Source organism: Mesorhizobium sp. M7A.F.Ca.CA.001.10.2.1 (assembly GCF_003998575.1).
In the GTDB taxonomy this organism is placed as follows: Bacteria; Pseudomonadota; Alphaproteobacteria; order Rhizobiales; family Rhizobiaceae; genus Mesorhizobium.
The window spans coordinates 1-16,190 of record NZ_RZQY01000060.1; the positions used below are offsets into that span (position 1 = coordinate 1).

Annotated in this window: 19 protein-coding genes; 11 read left to right on the forward strand and 8 right to left on the reverse strand. The window is 61.9% G+C overall.

All coding sequences use genetic code 11. The features are described from left to right. Positions 1-51 precede the first annotated feature (51 nt). The 4 genes from mch to fae all read left to right on the forward strand — a co-directional run bounded on the left by mch (position 52) and on the right by fae (position 3,618). The gene (mch, locus tag EN964_RS06385; RefSeq protein WP_127269832.1) at positions 52-1,008 is read left to right on the forward strand and encodes a methenyltetrahydromethanopterin cyclohydrolase; all 957 of its coding nucleotides are present in this window, start codon (positions 52-54) and stop codon (positions 1,006-1,008) included. 134 nt (positions 1,009-1,142) lie between these two features. Then, positions 1,143-2,090, forward strand: a complete 948-nt coding sequence (locus EN964_RS06390; RefSeq protein WP_127269834.1) for a RimK family alpha-L-glutamate ligase — start codon at positions 1,143-1,145, stop codon at positions 2,088-2,090. Between the two features lie 11 nt (positions 2,091-2,101). After that, complete coding sequence (locus EN964_RS06395; protein WP_127269836.1) at positions 2,102-2,962, forward strand: triphosphoribosyl-dephospho-CoA synthase; 861 nt, start codon at positions 2,102-2,104, stop codon at positions 2,960-2,962. Positions 2,963-3,111: 149 nt separating this feature from the next. After that, positions 3,112-3,618, forward strand: coding sequence for a formaldehyde-activating enzyme (fae, locus tag EN964_RS06400; RefSeq protein WP_013532036.1), 507 nt, complete (start codon positions 3,112-3,114; stop codon positions 3,616-3,618). Between the two features lie 137 nt (positions 3,619-3,755). Here the strand turns inward: fae and EN964_RS06405 are convergent, their stop codons facing one another. Continuing rightward, positions 3,756-4,550, reverse strand: a complete 795-nt coding sequence (locus EN964_RS06405; protein ID WP_236382789.1) for a HisA/HisF-related TIM barrel protein — start codon at positions 4,548-4,550, stop codon at positions 3,756-3,758. On the opposite strand from EN964_RS06405, the gene EN964_RS06410 reads away from it, so the two are divergent. Further along, a complete protein-coding gene (locus tag EN964_RS06410) occupies positions 4,500-5,537 on the forward strand; it encodes a hydantoinase/oxoprolinase family protein (RefSeq protein ID WP_127268114.1) in 1,038 nt (345 codons plus the stop codon). The two genes, EN964_RS06405 and EN964_RS06410, sit on opposite strands and share 51 nt — an antisense overlap. Before the next feature lie 19 nt (positions 5,538-5,556). On the opposite strand, the gene EN964_RS06415 is transcribed toward EN964_RS06410, so the two are convergent. From EN964_RS06415 to EN964_RS06435, 5 genes are read right to left on the reverse strand one after another with little or no spacing between them, the layout of a single operon-like run. Further along, complete coding sequence (locus EN964_RS06415) at positions 5,557-6,147, reverse strand: DUF447 domain-containing protein (RefSeq protein ID WP_127276258.1); 591 nt, start codon at positions 6,145-6,147, stop codon at positions 5,557-5,559. Positions 6,148-6,150: 3 nt separating this feature from the next. Continuing rightward, positions 6,151-7,545: a DUF6513 domain-containing protein gene (locus EN964_RS06420; RefSeq protein ID WP_127268112.1), complete on the reverse strand. Its 1,395-nt coding sequence runs from the start codon at positions 7,543-7,545 to the stop codon at positions 6,151-6,153. Further along, a complete protein-coding gene (locus EN964_RS06425; RefSeq protein ID WP_127268111.1) occupies positions 7,538-8,089 on the reverse strand; it encodes a flavoprotein in 552 nt (183 codons plus the stop codon). The genes EN964_RS06420 and EN964_RS06425 overlap by 8 nt, the downstream gene beginning before the upstream one ends. A 3-nt stretch (positions 8,090-8,092) precedes the next feature. Beyond that, a complete protein-coding gene (locus tag EN964_RS38385; protein ID WP_236382820.1) occupies positions 8,093-9,913 on the reverse strand; it encodes a (5-formylfuran-3-yl)methyl phosphate synthase in 1,821 nt (606 codons plus the stop codon). Positions 9,914-9,918: 5 nt separating this feature from the next. Next, complete coding sequence (locus EN964_RS06435) at positions 9,919-10,104, reverse strand: hypothetical protein (RefSeq protein ID WP_164775744.1); 186 nt, start codon at positions 10,102-10,104, stop codon at positions 9,919-9,921. A 68-nt stretch (positions 10,105-10,172) separates the two neighbouring features. On the opposite strand from EN964_RS06435, the gene EN964_RS06440 reads away from it, so the two are divergent. From EN964_RS06440 to EN964_RS06465, 6 genes are read left to right on the forward strand one after another with little or no spacing between them, the layout of a single operon-like run. Continuing rightward, complete coding sequence (locus EN964_RS06440) at positions 10,173-11,402, forward strand: ABC transporter substrate-binding protein (RefSeq protein WP_127268108.1); 1,230 nt, start codon at positions 10,173-10,175, stop codon at positions 11,400-11,402. Positions 11,403-11,423: 21 nt separating this feature from the next. Beyond that, positions 11,424-12,395 carry a YVTN family beta-propeller repeat protein gene (locus EN964_RS06445; RefSeq protein WP_127268107.1) on the forward strand — a complete coding sequence of 324 codons (972 nt, stop codon included), beginning with the start codon at positions 11,424-11,426 and terminating at the stop codon, positions 12,393-12,395. Positions 12,396-12,424: 29 nt separating this feature from the next. Then, complete coding sequence (locus EN964_RS06450) at positions 12,425-12,868, forward strand: hypothetical protein (protein ID WP_127269840.1); 444 nt, start codon at positions 12,425-12,427, stop codon at positions 12,866-12,868. 56 nt (positions 12,869-12,924) lie between these two features. Continuing rightward, a complete protein-coding gene (locus EN964_RS06455; RefSeq protein WP_127269842.1) occupies positions 12,925-13,713 on the forward strand; it encodes an ATP-binding cassette domain-containing protein in 789 nt (262 codons plus the stop codon). A gap of 35 nt (positions 13,714-13,748) precedes the next feature. Beyond that, positions 13,749-14,585 (forward strand): ABC transporter permease, encoded by an 837-nt coding sequence (locus EN964_RS06460; RefSeq protein WP_050580490.1) that lies wholly within the window; start codon positions 13,749-13,751, stop codon positions 14,583-14,585. Between the two features lie 32 nt (positions 14,586-14,617). Then, positions 14,618-15,214 (forward strand): hypothetical protein, encoded by a 597-nt coding sequence (locus EN964_RS06465; RefSeq protein WP_236382787.1) that lies wholly within the window; start codon positions 14,618-14,620, stop codon positions 15,212-15,214. 16 nt (positions 15,215-15,230) lie between these two features. Here the strand turns inward: EN964_RS06465 and EN964_RS06470 are convergent, their stop codons facing one another. Then, positions 15,231-15,431 (reverse strand): hypothetical protein, encoded by a 201-nt coding sequence (locus EN964_RS06470; RefSeq protein WP_127269848.1) that lies wholly within the window; start codon positions 15,429-15,431, stop codon positions 15,231-15,233. 198 nt (positions 15,432-15,629) lie between these two features. Beyond that, on the reverse strand, positions 15,630-16,190 hold a 561-nt coding region (locus tag EN964_RS06475; RefSeq protein WP_245490632.1), incomplete at its 5' end, for a LysR substrate-binding domain-containing protein.

Genomic DNA, 16,190 nt, shown 5'->3' on the forward strand with positions numbered 1-16,190 from the left:
CATCAAGGGACAAGCCAGTCAATTGCAACTCCAATGGGAAGGAGACCGGACATGAAAGACGGTTCGGCATTCCTGAACGACAATGCACAGCGCATCGTTGACGGCATGATCGGCGACGCCGAACGCCTGCGCATCGTCGTTTCCAGGGGGCCATTGGGCGAGCGCCTGATCGATGCCGGCGCCAAGACCGTAGGCAGCGTCGAAGCCGGGCTGCGCATGGCTGAGGCCGCGATGGGCGGTCTCGGCAGCGTTTCTGTGTTCATGGATCGCGCGTCACAGCAATGGCCGTTCACTGTCGAAGCGCGATCTTCGCAGCCGGTGCTAGCCTGCCTGGGCAGCCAGTATGCGGGCTGGAACCTGTCTGGCCAGGACTATTTCGCGATGGGATCTGGGCCGGCGCGCGCCCTCGCCCGGGTCGAACCGCTGTTCGAAACACTTTCCTATCGCGACATCGCATCGTCCGCGGTGCTTATCCTTGAGACGGCCGAACCGCCTCCCCGCGCGATCGTTGAGAAAGTGGGCAAGGCAACTGGACTGGCGATGGAAAAGCTCACCTTCCTCTATGCGCCGACACAAAGTCTTGCCGGCAGCGTGCAGATCGTTGCGCGCGCGCTCGAGGTTGCCCTGCACAAGATCAACGATCTCAAATTCCCGCTGGAGAACGTTGTCGACGGCATCGGAACGGCTCCGATCCCCGCCCCCCATCCGGATTTCCTGACCGCCATGGGCCGAACCAACGATGCCATCATCTATGGCGGCAGCGTCCAGCTCTTCGTGAAAGGATCGGCGAAAGAGGCTGGCAAACTCGCGGAAAAACTTCCCAGCAGCGCCTCACGGGACTACGGCCAACCCTTCGCCGAGATCTTCGCGCGGTTCAAGGGCGATTTCTATGCCATCGACCCGCTGCTGTTCAGCCCGGCCGAAGTGATCGTGACAGCGATCGAAACCGGCGATACGTTTCGCGCCGGTCGGCGTGATCTGAAAATGCTCGAACGAAGTCTCGGCTAGAGCATGGCGGTGCCAAGGGATTCGTCCGTCATTCGCCTGCCCGACGACTGCATTTCGTGCAGCCCCGTCGCGGACGCGGCCATTGGGGCGCGGAATCGCTCACGCCTCTTAGGTTCCCGCACCCGAGGCGCCACATGATCCCTCGCATCCTGATCGTCAGCGACAAAGTGGACACTGGTTCGAACGGCCTGGCGGCAGGACTTGGTCGGAGAGGCGCCGCCGTTGCAGCCGTGCCGCTGGCAGCGATCGCATTCGACACCAGCAGCCCGAGCGGACTTTCGATCCCCGGCTTCGGCGGCACGCTGCCCGACGCCGTGCTCGTTCGTTCCATCGCCGCCGGATCGTTCGAAGCGATTACCCGGCGCCTCGGCATGCTGCACGCGTTAAGCAGACTGTCGGTTCCCGTGTGGAATTCCGCGCAGGCGATCGAGCGCTGCGTCGACAAGTCGATGACGACATTCCTCTTGAAAAATGCCGGCCTGCCTACGCCACGCACCTTTGCCGTGGAAGGACTTGCCGTCGCCGAGGAGATCGCGGCGCAAGAGCTTCCGCGGGGACCGCTGGTGCTGAAACCCTTGTTCGGAGCGCAAGGCCGCGGGATAAAGCTGATCCGCACGCTGTCGGACCTGCCGGCCGCAGAAGAGGTGAACAGCGTCTATTACCTCCAGCAATATGTGTCGCGTGCCGGTCCGCCTTTCCGGGATTTTCGCGTCTTTGTCTGCGCCGGCGAGACCGTGGCGATGATGAGCCGCATCAGCGACGACTGGATCACGAACGTCAACCGGGGCGGCGTGCCGGAACAGGTTTCCCAATATGGCAAGGCGGAACTGGCCTCGCTGGCTGTCGCCGCGTCAGCCGCGGTCGGCGCGGATTTTGCCGGCGTGGACATCGTGCGGGATGACGACGGCAATCTGTTCATACTCGAAGTGAACAGCATGCCCGCCTGGTCGGGATTGCAATCGGTGGTCGCCGTGAATATCGCCGAGGCAATCGCCGATGCCTTGCTGAAGCTCCTGGCCGACCGTGCCGAAGCGGCCGCCGCGCCGCGGCCCTATCGTTTTACCGCGCCTGCGAATTCGTGAGGGCCAGTAGGATGGCGGTTTCGCGCGAACGCCTCCGGGCCAGTTACAAGGATGCCTGCAGGATGGAGATCGAAGCCCTCAAACCGGGCAACGTCCATCTGTTCGCCGACGGACACGGCATGTCCGCCGCCCAGTTCATGATGAGTGCGGAGGTTTCTTCCGGGCCGCTGACCGATCCTCGTCTGCCGGTCGGACAGCGCATGCTGGAGGCCGTGCGCGCGACCCGACTGGCGGTCGCAACCAATACCAATCTCGGAATCATCCTTCTGGCAGGGCCACTGATATGCGCCGCCGAAATGGGCGGTGACAGACTGCAGGACAATCTCGACTTGCTGCTTCGGGCTTTGAGCGTGCAGGATACCAAGGCGGTATTCGAGGCGATTGTCACGGCCGCGCCAGGCGGCCTCGGAGAAGCCGCCAACGATGTGCGGCAGGAGCCGAAGGTTCATTTGCTGGACGCGATGCGGGAGGCCGCCGACCGCGACATGATCGCCCGCCAGTACGGCAGCTGTTTCGGCGACGTGTTCGGGGTCGGGCTCGCCACGCTGGATGGAGCGTTGGCACGCGAAGAAACGGGCATGTGGCCGACGGTATTCGTCTACATGGCGTTTCTCGCCGGCTTCCCCGACAGCCATGTGATGCGCAAGCACGGCGTGGACGTCGCAAATCAAGCGCGGCAGGAAGCCGTTGCCGTTCAGGCGGCGCTCCATGCCGAGGGCGACGAGCCGTCGCGCATTCGCCTGCTCATGGAGTTCGACCGCCGGCTGAAGGCCGACAACATCAATCCCGGCACCTCGGCCGACCTCACCGTGGCTACTCTTTTAGTCCACACCCTCGCCCTCACCTTGCATAATCGCGGCGTTGGTGCTTGACTTCCAAAAGCGGAAGCTGTGCTTCCGCGGCTATCTAGCCAACCGGTCCGGGCAAATCCGGACGCTGCCAACAAGGATAGCTGTCCATCGAGCGCCTGCTCGGTTGCAGCGTCCGTGGACATCATAATTGTGTCTTGGAGGAAATTGGCATGGCAAAAATCTCAAAGGTTATGGTCGGTGAATCGCTGGTGGGAGACGGCAACGAAGTCGCGCATGTCGACCTGCTCATCGGCCCGCGGGGGAGCGCGGTCGAAACGGCATTCTGCAACGCGCTTACCAACAACAAGGACGGCTTTACTTCGCTTTTGGCGGTGATCGCGCCCAATCTTCAATGCAAACCCAACACCGTGATGTTCAACAAGGTCACGATCAAGGGCGCCAAGCAGGCGGTCCAGATGTTCGGCCCGGCGCAGCACGCCGTGGCAAAGGCCGTGCAGGACAGCGTTGCGGACGGGACCATTCCGGCCAACGAAGCGGACGACGTGTTCATCTGCGTCGGGGTGTTCATCCATTGGGACGCGGCGGACGACGCCAAGATCCAGAAATACAATTACGAGGCGACAAAGGAAGCTATCCAGCGCGCCGTTGCAGGAACCCCGACCGCCGCCGAAGCAACGGCCCAGCGCGACAAGGTCAAGCATCCGTTCGCAGCCTAGACAAGAGACAGCCCCGCACAGGAAAAACCCTCTTCTGAGACGGATGGTCTGTTGCGCCGGCTGAAAAAAGTTCTGGGCTTTTGAAACGTCACCTCCCGAAGGGCGCACGTCCTTCGGGAGTCGACGAGCAACGATGATCAGGCGCCGAGTGACGCGAGGCGGCCGGGTGTGAGCGTAGCGTTGTGCAATGAGGTTGCGACCAGCGCCGCGGCGACACCCATCGCGGACAAGGCGCTGATGTCGGCCTCATCTCGGACGCCGCCGGCCGCGATGACGGCGCGATTTCCGGCCTTGGCCTTGACCTCCTGCAACCGCCCGAAGTCAGGACCGGCGGCCGCACCGACCTTGGCCAGCGTCATGACAATCACCTTTTGCGGCCAAAGCTCGGGCTCATCGAGAAGAGAACGCGGTCCGCAAAAACTATCGCCGACGAAATCAAGGGACAGGATGAGATCGGGATGATCGCGAAAACGCCGCAGCAACATGTCGTCCCGCTGCGATTCAGAGCCCAGAACAGGAGACAGCGAGCGTTCGGCAAGCGCCGCCAAAAGTGTCTTCTCGTCGGCCACGCCGGCATCGACCCAAAGTTCCGGCGGCTCCGCCATCGTCCTCAGCCGGGCGAGTGCGTCGCTGTTTGGCGCTCCGCCTTCGATAGCGTCCAGATCTGCGATGTAGAAGGTCGAAAAAGGATAAAGCCCACGCAGTCCTTCAGCGACCGCGACGACATCAGGGCTTCGGCTGAGCGGCGTAACGATCGGCCTGTAGCGATCGCGTTTTCCCTGCTGGGCGCGAACCACCACGCCGTCTTTCAGGTCGAGAACCGGAATAATACGCAACGTTTTTTTCACCGACCAATTGCCCCCGTCATGAAAGCTTGAAGCGTGGAAAAAAGAAAGGGCATCATTGCCGGTTTCGACATTGGCGGCGCGCATCTGAAGGTGACCCGCGCACAAGACGGTCGCATCGTCGAGGCGGTAACGATCGCAACGCCGCTCTGGCAAGGCCTGCACAAGCTGGCTTCAGCCCTCGACGAAACGGCTCCGATCTACGCGGGTGCGGATCTCAACGCATTCACCATGACAGGCGAACTGTCGGACATCTTTCCGTCCCGCGATGTCGGCGTAGCGGCTCTGCTGGGTCAGATTTCCACCCATTTCCCCACAGACAAAAAGCTGGTCTATGCCGGACCATCCGGTTTCGTCGGGGTCGAGCAGGCAGCGCAGTTAGGCGCCGATGTGGCTTCTGCCAATTGGCACGCGACAGCCTTGTTGGTGGCAAAACTCGCCGGCGATGCCCTGTTCGTCGACATGGGCTCCACCACCACCGATATCATTGCCATCAAGAACGGCGCCGTGGCCAATGACGGCTACACCGATGCCGGACGGCTTCTAACCGGCGAATTGGTCTATACCGGCTTTACCAGGACATTCCTGTTCGGCGTAGCCTCGTCGGCTCCCGTCCATGGCAGGCTAACGCCGCTGATGAACGAGTATTTCGCCTCGATCGCCGACGCGCACCGCATCCTGGGCGTGCTCGACGAGGACGACGACAGGCACCCTCCCGCCGACGGCAAGGAAAAGACCGTGGACGGCTCGATCGCGCGGCTGGCGCGCATGGTGGGGCGCGACGCCACTGACCTGACCCCGCCGGAATGGGGTGAAGTCGCGCGCTGGTTCAGCGAGCAGCAACTGCGCAAAGTGCACGATGCAGCGTCTCTGGTTGCCGGGACCTTGCCGCGGCATGTCCCGATCGTCGGCGCCGGAATCGGTCGCTGGCAGATCAGGCGACTGGCCGAACGCATGGAACGCAGCTACGTCGATTTCGCCGACATCATCCCCGCCGATGACACCGTTCGCGGGCAAGCGAGCAGCGCGGCCCCCGCGTCCGCGATAGCGCTTTTGGCGGGATATCCGTTGTAAGCAGGGTGCGGCGCTCGGCCTAACCCCGCGCGTCCTCGCTACCGGAACCTTTGGCGGTCAAGTGATCGCTGACACGCTGCATCAGCCAGCCCCAGGCCTCCTTTTCGCCCTCGCCTGCGGTCTTTTCGATGGCAATCGAAAGGTAGGCGATGTCCGCCTCGATCTTATCGCGCGGCAGCATGCCGAGCCGGCTGACCAGGATGGCCAGCTCAAGCACTGCCGCCTTGGCTCGGTTGAGGCCGGTGAACGGCGCGAGCGCTTCCTCCCGCACCACGCGGCAGAAATGGCGGGGGCGCACGCCATTGTCATCGACCGCCTGGACTTCGAGACCCGAATACGCCAGCGCCGCCTCGAGCCTCGGCACCGGAAACCCGTCAACCGGAACGGTTGGCCAATGCTTGCGGCCTGTCAGGCAGCCGGCAAAGACACGCACGTCGTCGGTATAATTGGCGATGGCGAATGGCACTTCGGCGAGATTGTCGAGCGTGACCGACGGCCGGAACGGTGCAATCACCCAGCCGTCATTCTCGGCAATGATGCCGATCGGCGCGATGTGGACGTTGCCTGCCTTGTTGACCGTCGTGATGATCGATTCGCGAATGTAGGGCATGGTCTAGCGCTCTTTCCTTGCGCGGAGCGTCTGGCCCGGCTCGGCAAGACGGGTACGGTCGGTTTCAGGAGCCGGCGCGGCAACGCCCCATGCGAGCGGTTCGTCCTGCACATAACGCTTGCCGAGGCGCCACGCGATCTCCGCTTTCATCAGTTCCGCGCCGAGGTAAAAAGCGTGTGCGCCATCGGCGTTGACGTCCAGCCCGGCAAAAAGTTCGAACGCATCCGTGGCAACCGCATGCCCTTTGCTATTGAAAACATGGATGCCGTCCTCCGCTACCGCGATCCGGAAGTTGGCGTCGCGGACCTGGGCCGCCAATGCCTCGATATCGTCGGTTGAGGCTGTGAAAGGCTTGCGATCGTGGACCTGCAACAGGCCTGGGTGATAGCCGCGCGGCAACGCGCCGTCCGTGCAAGCAGCCAACATGACGCGGCGGGCGATATCGTGCTCCTCGATCGTCCGCACCGTGTGTGGGCTGACATGCACCGCCAGCACGTTTCGGATCCGGAGTTCCGAGCAGAGTCCCGCTAGAACGGCCGTAACACCGGAACTGTCCGCGTCGGTCAATTCGGTGAGATTGCCGGTACCCATCAGCAATTCGGCGTCCGGCCAGCGGCGCCGCGCCTCGATGAAGCGCCCGAGTGAAACGGCGAAGCCGAAATGGATCGGGTCGAGCACGGGATCGGCAATGAAGGCAACGCCGGCCTTTTGAGCGGCTTCGATGGCCCGGCCGAGCGAATCCAGATCGCCGGGCGTGGACGGTATCAACACTGCCGTAGCCCTATGGTCGAAGATCAACGGCAGCGTGTTCTCATCGAGGCTGAGAAGATAGTCCGCGCCGGCGCGTGCCCCGATCGTCAGTTCGTCCACGCTGGCCGAATCGACGCTGACCATAAATCCCCGTGCCTTGAGCGCTCGCACAGCCTCCGGCAGCAATGGAAACGGCGTCTCCGGCAGGCAGCCCAGATCGATGACATCGGCGCCGGCCGCGGCCAACATCGAGGCCCTCGCCATCAGCGCCTCGACCGACAGCATCGGCGCATCGACGATCTCGGCGAAGATGCGCATATCGTGACGCGTCAGATCCGGCGGTTTGCCCGCCCGGCCAAGGAAGGCCGGCAGGTCAGCGATCTCGTCGGGGCCGCGCACAAAGGGCACGCCGAAATGCTCCGACAGGTGCTCGATGTTGCCCCGATAGCGTCCGGGCAGGACGACGCGGTCGACGTCTCCTGTCAGAGTGAGCCGACGCTTCACAATGTCCTCGCTCATCAGCGCGGCGACCTTGACGCCGACGTCGACGATTTCCCACGCGAATTCGGTACTGCCCAGCCCGGCCAGCAGCCGTTTCAGCCGCGCCTTGGCCAGATGGCCGGTAAGAAAAACCAGCCGCTCAGCCATCGCTTGCGAGTTCGGCCCGGCGCCGTGTGAGCGAGGCTTCGAGATCAGCGAGCGATTCGACCACCTGGGTCCGCTCAAAACTCTTCAACTGCTTGGTATTTTCCAGGTCGATCCTGCGCGGATAGACCTTGACCAGCCCGTGCGGTGCCTGGGTCTCGAGTTCCGGCGCGGTGTCGCAAGCAAAGACGATGGCTGGCACACGGCACTTTCCGGCTTGGGCAAAGACATTGGTGGCGAGCGTGTCGGAAATGCCATGCACGCATTTGGCGACCGTGTTGGACGTGGCCGGCGCCACCACGACCGTGTGATAGACACCGTGGTAGAATTCGCCGACAGGGATCGCACTCGCGGTCTTGTCGTGCAGCACGCGCGTCGTCTCCGGGAAATCAAGTTTAAGCTTGTACATGCGCAACACTTCGTTGGCAGCCTTCGACACGAAGACATCGCAATGTTCGAGTTGGCGAACAAGTGCGAAGCTCTCCGTAAAGAAATGCCCGGAACCCGTCAAAACCCATGCCCAGCGCGGCACATGCAGCTTCACCATCGGCTATCCCGCCTTCTTTGCCGACGACCCTGTTGAAGCCACGATCCTGGTGCCGGGCAGCTTGCCCAACGCGAGCATCGCGCCGGCCTCGGCAGCATCCTTCGGACCGGCGAGATGGAAATCGACGCCGTCGGGCAGCATGGCGGCAAAGCCGGGGTCGACAATGCCTCGGGTCCTCAGGCTGTCAGCGGTATCGCCATCGAAGAATGCACCGGTCTGCTTGATAAGCAACAGCGCGTTTGCGCCAAGCTTGCCGGCAAGCCAGGCGGCCAGAGAATCGGAGGTAATGTCCCACGAGGCCGGAACATCCAGCGCCGGCAGTGCCAGTGACGACGGCAGCCACACCGGAACCTTGCCCGCCTCCAACGCTCGCCCGATCTCGTCCAGCGACCGTGCCGGCGTCAGTCTTTCGTCCCGGTCGAGGATGACATGGCCGAACTGCTCCATGGCCAGGATCGCCATGGCATGCGCGGCGGCGTCGGAAAAATCCATGCGTGTCTGCGTCTCGCGCACATGGTCGGCAAAGAGGCCGCCGCCGGGCACGATGACGATCGGCAGCCTGGAACCCGCCAGCGCTGCGATCCAGCTCTTCATCTCCGCCGCATGGGCCGTGCTGCCGCCAAGCTTGACGATGGCCCGTCGGAGCATTTCGGGGCGTTCCTGGCGCGGCCGGAAAACAACGCTCCGGTCTTTTCGGCCGGCAGTGCCGGAGGCAGCGCCGCGTCCCGCCGATTGGCGCTTGCGTTCGATCTCGACGCCGACGCCGCCAGGGCCGAGCTCGAGCTTCTCCACCCTTACCGTGACACGCACGACACGCTGGTTCTCCAGGACGTGCGCTGCCACCTGCTCGGCCAAAGCCTCGCTGAGCTGGATATGTCCCCGCGCGACGATGGTGCGAATGCCGTCCATGATGATGTCATAAGAGAACACATGGCGCATGTCCTCGGGATGGTCGGTGATTTGCAGCACGTCGGCGGCCACATCAAAGCGCACTTTTTGAGTATGGCCATGCTCGAAGCTGTAGGCACCGATCTGGACCGGCAGAACAAAATCCCGCACAAAAATCCTGTCCGTGCCCAATGTCGGGTCGGTGTCCGGCGAATAGCCTCTCGCCGCCAACAGGCGATAGTCGATACTCGATTGACCGCCGGTCCCGGATTCCGCCGGGATCAACTCTCGAATCTGCGAGACCGCCTCGGCGCTGATCGAACTCGTGCGACCGGAATGGCCACACAGCGCCCCCCGAAAGCCGAGAAAATCGGGAGCGAAAGGCAATAGGCGCGGAATATCCGGAGCTTCCAGCGATCCACTCAGGCCGACCATCAGACCGAGCGATTTCGTTCGGTCGACGAATCCCGGAATACGCTCCGGCGGCAGATGATCGAGCAGCCGGCCCTTCCCCTTTTGCGCGGTATCGACCATCACGCCATGGAAGCGATGCCTGGCGAATATCGGCAGAAGCTCGAAGTCCGGCGCCAGATCGGCAAACAGCACGGCAATCAGCTTCGTTCGTGCGGCGAGCGGTTCGAGCGCCTGTGCGCAGGCAGAGATATTCGCCGAAGGGAAACACCCGATCTTCACATAGTCGACGCCGGTCGCCGCGATCTCTTCGGCCTTGATGCGGATCGTTTCGGGTTCCATCGGCAGGTCGCCGCAGACCGCGCTGACCGGAGCCCGACCAGCGATGAACGAAATCGTTCGGCGCATGGTTTCCGTGGACACCGCGCCCAGAGCTCCCGCCTTCGGGTCCTTCAGGTCGACGATGTCGACACCTCCAGAAAGAGCGATCTCCGCCTCTTCGATGCCGGTGACGCTTGCCAGCATTCTGGTCACTTGAACAGTTTCTCCAGTTTGGAGGACAAGACGTTTTTATAGAGGCAGTCGATCCCCCTGCGCCACGTCTCGCCGGTGTTGCCATGCGAATCGACGCCGGCGACCTTCCGCACCGTTCTGGCAGGCGCGAAAAGTCTTTCGATAGGGTTTGATAAATTTTGCGGGTCGGCTAAGTTGATCATGGGCACCTTGACTTGGCGCGGGTCCGGCAACCGTCGAACCTTTGCGCAAGAATGGGTAATTACTATCGATGACGAGCGCGGTGCCAGGCACTCTCGCTGCCTTTTTGTGCTTTTTTTCCCTGACCGTCAACGTTTCCGACGCGACAGGCCAGGAAACGGTGGCGAAGCCGGAAAAAAAGACAACCGAAATCAAGATAGGCTATTTGCGGGCCTACGCACCGCAATTGACGCTTTCCATGCTCGACCTGCCGCCACGTGACGAAGGTGTCGCCGGCGCCGAGGTTGCGATCGGCGACAACAATACGACCGGAAAGTTCACCAACCAGAAATTCAGCCTCGACGTGACCGAGATCAAGCCCGACGGCGACGCGGTTCAGGCATTCGAAGGCATGATCGCCAAGGGCGACCGCTATGTGGTCGCCGATCTTTCAGCCAAACAATTGCTGTCGATCGCCGACATCGCCCGCGACAAAGGCGTGCTGATCTTCAACGTCGGCGCCACCGACGACAGCCTTCGCGAGGAGGACTGCCGCGTCAACGTTTTCCATGTCGCGCCGACGCGCAGCATGCTGGCCGATGCGCTGGCGCAGTATCTCATGGTGAAGAAGTGGCCGAATTGGGTGCTGCTGTATGGATCGCATGAGCAGGATCGTCTCTACGCCGATGCGTTGCGCCGCGCGGCAACCCGCTTCGGCGGCCAGATCGTCGCCGAGAAGGAATTCAAGGATACCGGCACAGCCAGGCGCACCGACACCGGCGCCACGCAGATACAGCAGCAGATTTCCGTGTTCACGCAAGATCTCCCGGAGCATGACGTGGTGCTTGTCGCGGACGAAAGCGAGGTTTTCGGGACCTACGTGCCCTATCGCACCTGGACGCCGCGGCTGGTCGCCGGCACGGCCGGTCTGGTTGCATCGTCATGGCATCCCGCCAGCGAACAATGGGGCGGCATCCAGATGCAGAGCCGCTTCTTGAAGACGGCGAGCCGGCGGATGCTTTCAAAGGACATGTCGGCCTGGACGGCGGTGCGTGCCGTCGGCGAGGCCACCACGCGCACCAAGGGCGACGATGCGAAAAAGATCAGCGACTACATGCGCTCGGACGACTTTTCGGTTGCTGCTTTCAAGGGGCAGAAGCTGACCTTCCGCAAATGGAACCTCCAGCTTCGCCAGCCGATCTTGCTTGGCGATACCAAGTCCGTCGTCTCGACATCGCCACAAGAGGGCTATCTTCACCAAGTCTCCGAACTCGACACGCTCGGTGTCGATCAGCCGGAAACGAAATGCGCTCTCAAGTAGAGTCAATCGGGAGGAATTTGCGTGCAGAAACGAGCTTGCGCATTCGCCATTCTCGCGGCCGGCCTGACGGCCAGTCCGGCATCGGCCTATACGGCCTACGTTTCCAACGAGAAGGACAACACGATGACCGTCGTCGACACGGCGACGATGCAGGTGGTGAAGACAGTTGAAGTCGGCCAGAGACCTCGCGGCATCACCATCTCGCATGACGGCAAGTTCGTCTACCTATGCGCCAGCGATGACGATACGGTCCAGATCATCGATACCGCGACGCTTGAAATCGTCGGTACGCTGCCATCCGGCCCCGATCCCGAATTGTTCGTGCTCTCGCCGGACGGCAAGACGCTTTATGTCGCCAATGAGGACGATAATCTCGTCACCGCCATCGACGTCGAAAGCAAGCAGGTCCTGGCCGAGATTCCGGTCGGCGTGGAACCGGAAGGCATGGGTGTCAGCCCCGATGGCAAGACCATGGTCAACACCTCGGAAACCACCAGCATGGCGCATTTCATCGACACCAGCACGCATGAGGTGACCGACAACGTGCTGGTCGACACGCGCCCGCGCTTCGCCGACTTCAAGCCCGACGGCTCGCAGGTCTGGGTCAGCGCCGAGGTCGGTGGCACTGTCAGCGTCATCGACAACGCCAAACGCGAAGTGGTGAAGAAGATCCAGTTCGCGATTCAGGGACTGCGGGCCGAAACCATCCAGCCGGTAGGCATCGCCATCACCGCCGATGGCAAGAAAGCCTATGTCGCGCTCGGCCCGGCGAACCATGTCGCGGTGATCAATACCGACACCTACGAGGTGGAGAAATACATCCTCGTCGGCCAGCGTGTCTGGCATCTGGCCTTCACGCCCGACCAGAAAACGCTGATCACCACGAATGGCAATTCCAACGATATCACCTTCATCGACACGGCCACCGACGAGCCGGTCCAATCGCTCACCGTGGGCCAGCAGCCCTGGGGTGTGGTCATTTCGCCCAAATAGCAGACATTGATCATCGGGAGGCTCAAGACATGAAACTTTTCCGCAGGTTTTTCTTCGCCGCGCTCGCCGGATTCGTCCTTGCTCCGACCGGAGCAAGCGCCGACGACGCAACACCAAAACCGTCGCGTGCCAGCAAGAACCTGCCGGAACTGATTATCGGTTCGGCCGATTCCACTTACGCCGTCAATCAGAAGGATTTCGAGCTGATCGCCGGCCAGGGCTATCGCTGGAAGATCACCTCCAAGGGCGGTTTCGAATACAAGTTCGTCACCGACCTCTTCCGCAATGTCTGGATGGACCAGATCGTCATCAACGATTTGGAAGTGCATATGGACGGCGGACCAGCCTGGCTGGAATTCGACGACGCGGGAACGATCCAGGTGCAGTTCCATACCGTTCGCCCGGGCGAATATACCTGGTCGGTTCCCGACCTTGCCGACAAGGGACTGAAGGGCAAGATTACGATCAAGTGAGACAAAAGGCGATCAAGGCGCCAGATAGCCAACGCGTCCTGAAGGAGCGGCCCGGCATGCAGCATATGAGGACAAGCGGTCCGGGAGAAGAGGTGGCGGCGCTCGATGTCGGTGCCGTCAGCCATTCCTATGGCCAGAAGCGGGCGCTCAACGACGTCTCCTTCTCGATCGCGCCGGCGACTTTCACCGTTCTGCTCGGCCTCAACGGGGCCGGCAAGACAACGCTGTTCTCACTGATAAGCCACCTCTACGACACGCGTCACGGATCGATCCGCATCTTCGGCCATGACATTCGCCGCGCATCCGGCGAAGCACTCAGACGCGTCGGCATCGTGTTCCAGGCACGCACGCTCGACCTCGACCTCAGCGTCTACCAGAATCTCTCATACCACGCCTCGCTGCATGGCATTGGCGGACGCGACGCTCGCCAGCGCATTGCCGCGCTGCTTGAAACGGTCGACATGCAGGGCCGCCAGCATGACAAGGCACGCAGCCTCTCCGGGGGTCAGATGCGGCGCATCGAAATCGCCCGGGCGCTGTTGCACCGACCTTCCCTGCTCCTGCTTGACGAGGCGACCGTAGGCCTCGACATCGAGTCTCGCGCGGGCATCCTCGCCACCATCCGCAAGCTCGTCCAAGCCGAGGGCATCGGCGTGCTCTGGGCCACGCATCTGATCGACGAAGTCGAAGACGCCGACCATGTCGTCATACTGCGGCGGGGTGATCTGGTCGCGAGCGGCAAGGTGTCGGATGTGATCCGTGCGAATGGTGGAAGTTCGATTCGCGAAACCTTTTCGAAGCTCAGCCGCGTCGATGCGGCGGGCATGGCGGAGACGTCGCCATGAGCGCTCCTGCGATGCCTGGAAAGCTCGCCGGCATCATGCCAGTGCGGTCTGAACCATTCGGCCTGCGCCACTATCTCATTTGCCTGAAAGGCGTCGTCCTGCGCGAATGCCTGCGCTTCCTGCACCAGCGCGAACGCTTCATTTCCTCGCTGGTCCGGCCGCTCGTCTGGCTGTTCATCTTCGCCGCCGGCTTTCGCCAGGTGCTCGGCGTGTCGATCATCCCACCCTACAAGACCTATGTGCTCTACGAGGTCTATATCACGCCGGGCCTTTGCGGCATGATCCTGCTGTTTTCCGGCATGCAGTCTTCGCTGTCGATGGTCTACGACCGCGAGATGGGCAACATGCGCATCCTGCTGGTCAGCCCGTTTCCGCGCTGGTTCCTGCTGGTGTCGAAGATGCTCGCCGGCGTGGCCGTATCGATCGTGCAGGTCTACGCGTTCCTGATCGTTGCCTGGTTGTGGGGCGTCAAGGCGCCGCCACTCGGCTACCTCTATGTGCTGCCGGCACTGTTCCTGTCGGGCATGATGCTTTGCGCGCTCGGCATGCTCTTGTCTTCGCTGATCAAGCAGCTCGAAAACTTCGCCGGCATCATGAACTTCGTCATCTTTCCCGGCTATTTCGCGTCTCCGGCGCTGTATCCCTTGTGGCGCATCCAGGAGGCGAGCCCGCTGCTCTACAAAATCTGCCTCTGCAACCCGTTCACCTATGCCGTCGAACTGATCCGCTTTGCCTTCTACGGGCAGATCGAATGGCTGTCGCTGGGCGTCGTGGCCGGCTGCACGCTGCTGTTTCTGGGCGGCGCCATTATCGCATACGACCCTTCGCGCGGTTTGGTGATCCGCAAGCAGGACATGGGAGGAAACGCCTGATGGCGCGAATGAGACTTGTTCACACTCTCGTTGTGGTCGCCACGCTTGCCTTGATGGGAGGCGCCGGCGCGGCAAACACCGATCCCGACTGGCCTTGCATACAACGTAAGGTGCCACGGCTCTCGCTTGGCCAGATCTGGAATGGGCCGGAGCTTCCTGCGACCGCGAAAGATTGGGCGAAGGATGCCCGTGTGTCGGCGCTTGTCGAAGCGGTGGCGGCCCGGCGGACGCCGATTGCCGAAGCCCAAAAAGAGATCAAGGATTTCGCGACTTCCCTGCCGCCCGAGCAGGTCGCACCAAAAATGACGATGCTGGTGCAGGGAATGTTCGAGCATATGGACGCCGAGCGTTCGCACGTGATCTCCGGCATCTCCCGCTATGCGCACAAACAGCTCGAAATGGCGGCACAGTTGCGCAAGGAAGCATCCGAAGTCGACGCGCTGCGCGCCAAGGCCGATGCGGATCCGGACGAAGTCGAACGGCGAACCGACCAGCTGAATTTCGCGACGCGAATTTTCACCGAACGGGTCCAGTCGCTGACTTATGTCTGCGATGTGCCCACGATAATCGAGCAGCGGCTTTACCAGTTGTCGAAGACCGTCTCGGAAACGCTCGTCGTGAAGAAATAGAGCTTGGCTGCCTGTCTCATGACTCCCTGCCAGGCAGCACACGCCAACGCTGCACGAAATAACCGGGATGTGTTTCGATCCACCGAGCCACCAGCGGCTGCGCCTGCATGAAGGCAGTCCCGGGATTCATCGCCAGACCGTCCACCATTTGTTCGCGTTGTTCGCAGGTCCGCGGTATATCCGTCAGGCAGACCATCATAACGAGTGTGTAAAGCATTACCCCTTTTCCCCATCGAATTCCCGAACCCTACCCGGGAGATTTCCGAACAGTCTGCAGGGGTTGCACATACAGATCGCTTACGGGTGTGAAAGGACGTGGCCCCCGCTCTTTCGCACTGCAACATAACACATCGCTTATATAACACCAACGATCGCGGGCGTTCTCCACCGGACTTTCCGTCGCGTTCGTGCAATGTCATCCCGCCTTGTCTGGATACAGCTTTCCGAAAAGGGGCAGGTACATCGCGCCCTTGCGCATCAGGAAATCGTTGAACGTGGCCATGGCCGGCGAGATTGCGTGATCGGTTCGCATCACTGAGAACCATTGCCGGCGGATCGGCATGCCGACAACGTCGAGGATGACAAGCCGGCCTGCTTCGGTTTCCGCAGCGATGGTGTGGGCAGAGATGAAGGCGATGCCCAGGCCGGCCATCACCGCCTGCTTGATCGTTTCGTTCGACGCCATCTCGACACCGAGATCGTCGATGCGGCCAGGCACGTCGCTCAGGAATATTTCCAGCGAGATGCGGGTTCCGGAGCCGGGCTCGCGAATAAGGAAATGCTCCTCCGCGATCCGCTCCTTGGAGATATCTCGCGCCGCGACCAACGGATGGTCTGGCGGCGCGATGATGACCAGCGGGTGATCGCCGAAGACCGAAGCACGCACCGGAACCTCTTTCGCCGGGCGCCCCATCAGCGCGATGTCGATGTCGTGGTTCCTGAGGTTGTCGATCGTCTGGGCGCGGTTGCCGATGGC